Raw genomic sequence first — 7,221 nt, forward strand, 5'->3', positions numbered from 1 at the left:
AGGGGGAGGGGAAGTCAATGTCCTTTGGCTGTGCCTTATGCCCTGCGGCCCACAGGCTTCCCGCTGGGAGGAACTCTTTATTATAGGTGTAGATTGTAGGTGTAAGCGGATTGGCCTGCGCTCCAAATTAGGACGCAGGCTTTTTTATTAATTACAGTTTTCAGCAAGTTGACTTAAAACACTTTCAACTTTACTTCAGTGAATGGAATCAACATAATCTTCTTCGGCTATATACCAGATCTTACTCGTTATTAGTTCTAAAAGCAATTATGTACCTTCACATATAAACAGCTTTTAGTAGATGCTTCCTCTCATATCCGGATCAGCCATTGCTGCCACCTTATTGATTCTTATCCACTTCTTCGGGTTAAGGCTGAGGCAAAAGCTTGATTTCTCCCATATCCAGTTTCTGACCGCACTTATCTCCAAAACGCAGTCTGTCCGCCGGATCAATAACTATCTTCTGCTTCTCTTAAGATTGGTTTTTGTGGCATCCGCTTTAGGTGCGTTTTTGCTGTTTCTGTTCCAAACCAAAAACAATAGTGCGGTCTTGCCAGATAAAGTATCAGTGGTGATGGATACTTCCTGGAGCATGCAAAGTGCCTCATTGGAGAAAGAGCGCAGCAAAGTTGAAATCGCCTTTGACGCAGCTAGTGACATTCTCAAAGGAGCCAGCAATAATTCAAAGAACCCAGAAAAGAGGAATTCGGGAGCCGATACGGTGAATACACCGGAGGGGCAAACAACCTTTACTTCCCCCCAAGGCTTGATAGATGAACTGGGAAATACCAGTAGATCTACTACCACTTACCTGCTCTCAGATTTCCAGAAATCCACTTATTCACCTGAGGTCTTGAAGAGCTTGCCCAAAGAGCAATCCATTACTTTGGTATCACTGGCCAACGATGAAGTACCTAATATTTACATAGATTCTGTTTGGCTAGAGCAGCCTATTCTTTTACCCAATGCCCTGGCAGGTATCTCCGTGAGGTTGGCTAGTAGCTTACTCAAAGAGAGTAGTCAGATAAAGGTGAGCGCTTCTGAAGGAGATAAGCTTTTGGGTGCTACCCAGGTGCTCCTTGATCCTGCGCAGAAAGCCATCGCTCATTTCAAGATTCAATTGAACAGCAATGCAGAAAAGCAGATCACTTTCAGTGTAGAGGATCCGGCTACTTCTTTTGACAACCAATATTTCATTATTCTGCCTAAACCTTCCTCGGTGCACATCAAGGTGTCCAGAACTCAGGGGGGCAATGATCCCATTGTCCAAGCTTATAAAGCGGAACCGGCTTTCAACTTCTCTCAAAGTTCGGCTGGGAACCCGGGTTTATGGATTATTGACATACCCGCTAATGGAGGAACATCGGCATTAGCGGCTAGCATTAAATCCTGGGTAAACGACGGTGGTTCTGTTCTGCTTATCCCCGATGGCCAGGCGCAGCAATCTACAGTGAGCTTCCTAGCTAACCTGGGTTTGCAGGGCGTGAGTGAAGAAAGCAAAGAGATAGGTGCTAAGGCTCTGAGGCAACCGGATATGTCTGATGCCTTTTTCCGGCAGATTTTTGAAAAAGAGGTCAAAAACATGAAAATGCCCGAGGCTAAACCGGTGCTTAGGTGGCAGAGTTCTTTCCATACCATTCTTAAGTTCACGGATAATGCTCCTTTCCTGAGTACCTTCAGGGTAGGGAACGGAAACGTGCATTTGTTTGCCGCCCCCATCACTACGGCATCTTCCATTGTAGCCCACCCGTTGTTTGTTCCGGTGCTGTACCAGCTGGCGCTTTCTACCAACGCCTCCAGGATTGTGTTGTCTCACCAGCCCAACAATGGCAACATCACTGTTCCCCTAGAGCAGGAGCTGGCCTCCAAACAACCTTATGCCTTGAGCATAGGTGGGCAGACCTTTATCCCCGATCAGCGGGTGCGACAGAACCAGTTGTTCCTGACCTTGCCCAAAGACCTGGGACAGCCCGGTTTCTACAACGTTTTACGGGATGGAAAAACCATTTCAAGCATCGCGTTGAATATTCCCCGGGCCGAGTCTAGACTGGAGGCTTATACAGTGGATGAACTGAAGGAGATCCTCGCGGACCATGGAGGCAGCATTCAGGTATTAGAACCGAAAGAGCGGGTATCCTTGCAAAAACAGCTGCAAAAGGAAACCGGTGGCCCATCCCTTTGGAAATATTGCCTAATATTGTGTTTTCTGTGTCTCGTGGTAGAGGCAATCATCTTAAGCACCAAAAAAAGTGGATCTGTTATTTAAAGCGGTTACCATAGTTGATTCAACTTCTTCGTTTGACGGGCAGGTAGTAGACCTGTTGCTGGAGGACGGAAAGATAAAACAAATAGCTTCTTCAATTGAGGCCGATGAGGTGCAGACCATCTCGGCCCATGGTCTGCACTGCTCTATCGGGTGGTTCGACCTGATCGCTTTTTCCGGGGAGCCCGGCTATGAGCACCGCGAGACCTTACAGAATTTCATGCAAGCCGCAGCCTACGGCGGATTCACCGAGGTAGCCTGCCAGCCTAACCTCAACCCCGTGACACAGACCCGCGCGTCTGTGGATTACTTGAAGAACATCTCCGCTTCCGGCTTTGTACGGTTACATCCTTTAGCTGCGGTGACGCATGACCTGGACGGGAAAGACCTTTCCGAGATTCTGGACCTGCAAGCCGCGGGTGCCATTGCTTTTACAGATGGTTCTGATGCGCTGCAGGCCGAGGATACCGTTCTCAAAGCCTTTGAGTATCTGAAGCTTTTCGGGGGAGTTTTAATAAATCAGCCTCAAAACAGAAAGATCGCCAACGGCGGACAGATGCACGAGGGAACGGCCAGTACCCGCCTGGGCCTGAAAGGCATTCCGGCCATCGCCGAAGAGGTGCAGATTTCCCGTGATTTACAGTTGCTGCAGTACACCGGTGGCCGTCTTCATCTTACCCAGTTGTCTACCGCCGCGGGCGTGAATGCCGTGAGAGCCGCCAAAAAACAGGGCCTGAACGTAACCTGTGACATTGCCGCCCACCAGTGCGCTTTCACCGATGAAATGATTCTGCCCTTTGATACCAATTACAAAGTGACACCTCCGTTCAGAAGCGAGGAAGACCGCAAGGCCCTGCTGGAAGGTCTGCAGGACGGTACCATTGACACCATCGTGTCTGCCCATACGCCCTGGAACGAGGAAGCGAAGGAACTGGAATTTGACTTAGCCGATGCCGGCATTATTGGTCTGCAGACTGCTTACTCCGTTGCAAACGAGACCTTGGCCTCTCACCTTTCCTGGAGAGAAGTGATCCAGAAACTATCCATAGGTTCAAGGGGGATTGTAGGCTTACCTGTTCCTGGCCTGTCCGAGGGCGCCGCTGCCAACCTTACTTTCTTCAGCCCAGACAAAACCTGGGTTTTTGAGGAATACTTTAATGCCTCGGCGGCGAAGAACAGTCCGTTCTTAGGGCGTGAATTGAAGGGCTGCGTGTTTGGCACCTACATGAATGGGCAATTCACCAAGAACCCGGCTTACCAGAATTAGAGAGAAGACAAGACCAATGTTTGACAGAGCTGTTGTTAATACCGCCATCAGGTATGGCGTTACCGGGGCAATTGTAAGTTTTATCTACATCCTTATTCTGGCCTTAGCTGGGTTTGAGAACCCGTATGATAATACCAGCGAGTACTCTTCTACGCTAATCTTTGTTCCTGTTTTCACTTTCCTGGCTATCAAGTACTTTAGGAAATTCCATGACACAGAATTGGGTTTTGGGAAGGCTTTCAAAGTGGGTTTGATGACCGTATTTTTCTTGGCCTTTACCACGGCGCTGCTCCTGTGCATCTACTCGGGTTTCGCGGGTCAGGAAATGATACAGGAATATGTTATATTGAGTCAGAAAAGGATGGAGTTGACCAAAAAGGAGTTGACTCAGGTGATGGGGGAAGCAAATTACAAGAACGCCTATCAGAACTTAAACCATTTGAATCCTTACATCTTGGCGCAGATCAGCTTTGTGAACCGTATGGTGGCAGGTTTCTTTACAAGTATCGTTTTAGGCGTGTTTTTCAGAAAGTAACCTAAAACCTATAATCATGAACGAACGAGCAATCATGCACGAGCCAACTGTTACACCAGCCTCCATTGGCGTACGCTACGGAATTATGACTGGATTTGCCTCCGTCATTTTTAGCCTGATCCTTTATCTTACAGGCCTTCATCTGAACAAAGGCGTGACTTACCTGGGAACCATCATTCCTATAGTAGGGATAATCTTTGCTTATCGGCATTATAAAAAAGAGAATGGCGGCTTTATGTCCTATGGCCAGGGGCTTGGTACGGGTACAATCCTGGCCACAGTCTCTGGGGTTTTAAGCGGTATCTTTACTTACATCTATCTCAAGTTCATAGACTCTAACATTATTGAGCAGATCAGGAATGCCTCTATTGAAGAGATGGAAAATAAAGGAATGAGTGACGAGCAGATTGAGCAGGCCACCAGCATGACAGAGAAATTCACGACACCAGAAATGATGTTTTTGTTTGGTATAGTTGGGGCAGTCATATTAGGCTTTATTTTATCCCTTATCATTGCGGCTATCATGAAGAGAAGCCAACCGGAGTTTGAGTAAAATTTTCATGCAGAACAGCGTAGATATTTCGGTGGTAATACCACTTCTTAACGAGGCAGAGTCACTGCCAGAGCTTACCCAATGGATAAACCGTGTAATGGTATTGCACGGTTTTCTTTATGAGGTTATTTTAATTGACGATGGCAGTACCGATGATTCCTGGAAAGTGATTCAGGAGCTGTCGCAGCATGATCCCAATCTCAAAGGCATCAGGTTCAACCGCAACTACGGTAAATCGGCGGCCCTCAACGTGGGCTTCGCCGAAACCCAAGGCCGCGTGGTGATCACCATGGATGCCGACCTGCAGGATAGCCCGGATGAGATCCCTGATCTTTACAAGATGATTGTGGAAAACGGGTTTGACCTGGTCTCCGGCTGGAAGAAGAAGCGCTTTGACCCTCTGAGCAAAACCTTGCCCACCAAACTCTTCAATGCCGCTACCCGCAAGATTTCCAAAATCAAACTGCATGACTTTAACTGCGGCCTGAAAGCCTATGATGCGCGCGTGGTGAAAAGCATTGAAGTCTACGGCGAAATGCACCGCTACATACCCGTTATTGCCAAGTGGAACGGCTTCGGGAAAATAGGCGAGAAAGTAGTGCAGCACCGCGAGCGGAAATATGGCACCACCAAGTTCGGACTAGAGCGATTTGTCTACGGTTTCCTGGATTTGATGTCCATCACCTTTGTATCGCGGTTCAAGAAACGCCCCATGCACTTTTTCGGGAGCCTGGGTACACTTTCCTTCCTCATCGGTTTCCTGATTACTTCTTGGTTAGTCATTGAGAAGGTGTACTACTCTTTCCAGAACATGGCCGTGAGAAACGTGACTGACCAACCCCTGTTCTTCCTTGCCTTGGTAGCCGTGATAGTAGGAGTGCAGTTGTTCCTGGCCGGTTTCCTGGCCGAGATGATTTCCCTGGCCGGAAGACGCAAAGATGAATACCTGATCCGTGACAATATCGGGTTCTAGTCTATGGCCTATATCGTTCTTGTAGGTCCGGCCTACCCCTTCAGGGGAGGGATTGCGGCCTCCGGTGAAAGCCTGGCTCGCACTTGGCAGCAGATGGGGCATCAGGTGGAAATCTATACCTTCACTACCCAGTACCCGTCTATTCTCTTTCCGGGCAAGTCTCAGTACGAAGACGGACCCGCTCCCAAAGATCTGACCATCCACCAGGAGCTGAGTTCTATCAATCCGCTTACCTGGATCAGCCTTGGTTATAAAATCAGGAAGAAGAAACCAGACTTGGTGCTGTTTAGGTACTGGCTACCGTTTATGGCCCCTAGTTTAGGAACCGTGGCTAAAATCATTAAGGGCAACAAGCACACCAAAGTTGTAGCGCTTACTGATAATATAGTTCCCCACGAGAAGCGCCCCGGGGATAAAGCATTAACACAATACTTTGTTGATGCCTGTGATGCCTTTGTCACCATGTCTTCTACCGTGACCGAGGAGCTGAAGCAATTCAATAAGAACAAACCTGTGGCGAGTCAGCCCCATCCCATATATGACACTTACGGGGCAAAGTTATCCAGGGAGGCTGCGCTAAAGGAGCTTAACCTGCCGGAAGGAAAATACCTGCTGTTCTTCGGTTTCATCAGACACTACAAAGGTCTGGATCTGCTGTTGCAAGCCATGCAAGACCAGAGACTAAAGGAAAGAGGCATAAAGCTGATAATAGCTGGAGAGTATTATGAGTCACCGGAAACTTACCAGCAGATGATAGACGAGGGGAGTTTACAGCAAAGCGTCATCCAGGCCACCGAGTATATTCCCCATGAGAAAGTAAAAGCATACTTCTCTATCGCGGATCTGGTTGTCCAGCCCTACAGACATGCCTCGCAAAGCGGCGTGACCCAAATTGCCTACCACTTTGAAGTGCCTATGATTGTCACTAAAGTAGGAGGCCTAGTAGAAATGATCCCGGATCAGAAAGTAGGCTATGTCGTAGACGTTAACCCAACAGCAATCGCCGATGCCATAGATAAGTTTTACCAAGAGCAGAAGTCTTTAGAGATGAAGGAGAACATTCGGGAGGAAAAGAAGAAGTATACTTGGGAAGCATTGGCAACCGCTATAACCGAGGTAGTACGGTTGTAAGTAGGGCAAACATCTTTTATCCTTATTATAGTAAAAGGAGCCGCTAAACAGAAGAGGCAAGGTAATCAACACCTTGCCTCTTCTGTTATAAGGAACTGAGGATATAGGTTTAAAATGCCATAGCTGGAAAAGACCAACAGCTAAGTTGAAAAACTTCTTGTATAGGGAACTTCTGAATACTAGATAACGGTTACGTCTGAGGCTCCGGCCGGGAGCCCCTCCAAACAGAGCCGAAGTAAAAACCTTCCCCCCTCGGGAACTTCCAAGTACCTCATGGTAGTTCTTGCCCAGGGTCCAGCAGGGGCTCTTAGCCGAAAGGTATCCACCGAGAAAATATTTCCAACCTGGAACTCCTTGGTCCTAAGTAGGGTTACCTCTTAGGCTCCGGGAAAGGGCAGTGGTTTTAAGCTTTCTTCCGCAAAAAGGCCTTGGAACTCCAAAGATGTTGCTTACCTTTGCAGCCCGCCCGGCAGGGGAGGGGCGCAGAACCTGGTTCGAA

6 protein-coding genes are annotated in these 7,221 nt (G+C 48.1%); all 6 read left to right on the forward strand.

Translation table 11 applies throughout. From position 1 onward, the window contains the following. Positions 1–301 precede the first annotated feature (301 nt). From J3P34_RS21985 to J3P34_RS22010, 6 genes are read left to right on the forward strand one after another with little or no spacing between them, the layout of a single operon-like run. Positions 302–2,266: a BatA domain-containing protein gene (locus tag J3P34_RS21985; protein ID WP_210490787.1), complete on the forward strand. Its 1,965-nt coding sequence runs from the start codon at positions 302–304 to the stop codon at positions 2,264–2,266. Then, positions 2,250–3,530: a dihydroorotase gene (locus J3P34_RS21990; protein WP_210490788.1), complete on the forward strand. Its 1,281-nt coding sequence runs from the start codon at positions 2,250–2,252 to the stop codon at positions 3,528–3,530. Before J3P34_RS21985 ends, J3P34_RS21990 begins: the two co-directional genes overlap by 17 nt. A gap of 16 nt (positions 3,531–3,546) precedes the next feature. Further along, positions 3,547–4,065 (forward strand): DUF4199 domain-containing protein, encoded by a 519-nt coding sequence (locus J3P34_RS21995; RefSeq protein ID WP_210490789.1) that lies wholly within the window; start codon positions 3,547–3,549, stop codon positions 4,063–4,065. A gap of 16 nt (positions 4,066–4,081) precedes the next feature. Beyond that, positions 4,082–4,618 carry a DUF4199 domain-containing protein gene (locus tag J3P34_RS22000; protein ID WP_210490790.1) on the forward strand — a complete coding sequence of 179 codons (537 nt, stop codon included), beginning with the start codon at positions 4,082–4,084 and terminating at the stop codon, positions 4,616–4,618. Between the two features lie 7 nt (positions 4,619–4,625). Next, entirely contained in the window at positions 4,626–5,591 is a 966-nt protein-coding gene (locus J3P34_RS22005) for a glycosyltransferase family 2 protein (RefSeq protein ID WP_210490792.1), read from the forward strand. Positions 5,592–5,594: 3 nt separating this feature from the next. Continuing rightward, entirely contained in the window at positions 5,595–6,722 is a 1,128-nt protein-coding gene (locus J3P34_RS22010; protein ID WP_210490791.1) for a glycosyltransferase, read from the forward strand. Positions 6,723–7,221: the final 499 nt, after the last annotated feature.

This window comes from Rufibacter aurantiacus, assembly GCF_017916345.1.
Classification (GTDB): domain Bacteria; phylum Bacteroidota; class Bacteroidia; order Cytophagales; family Hymenobacteraceae; genus Nibribacter; species Nibribacter roseolus.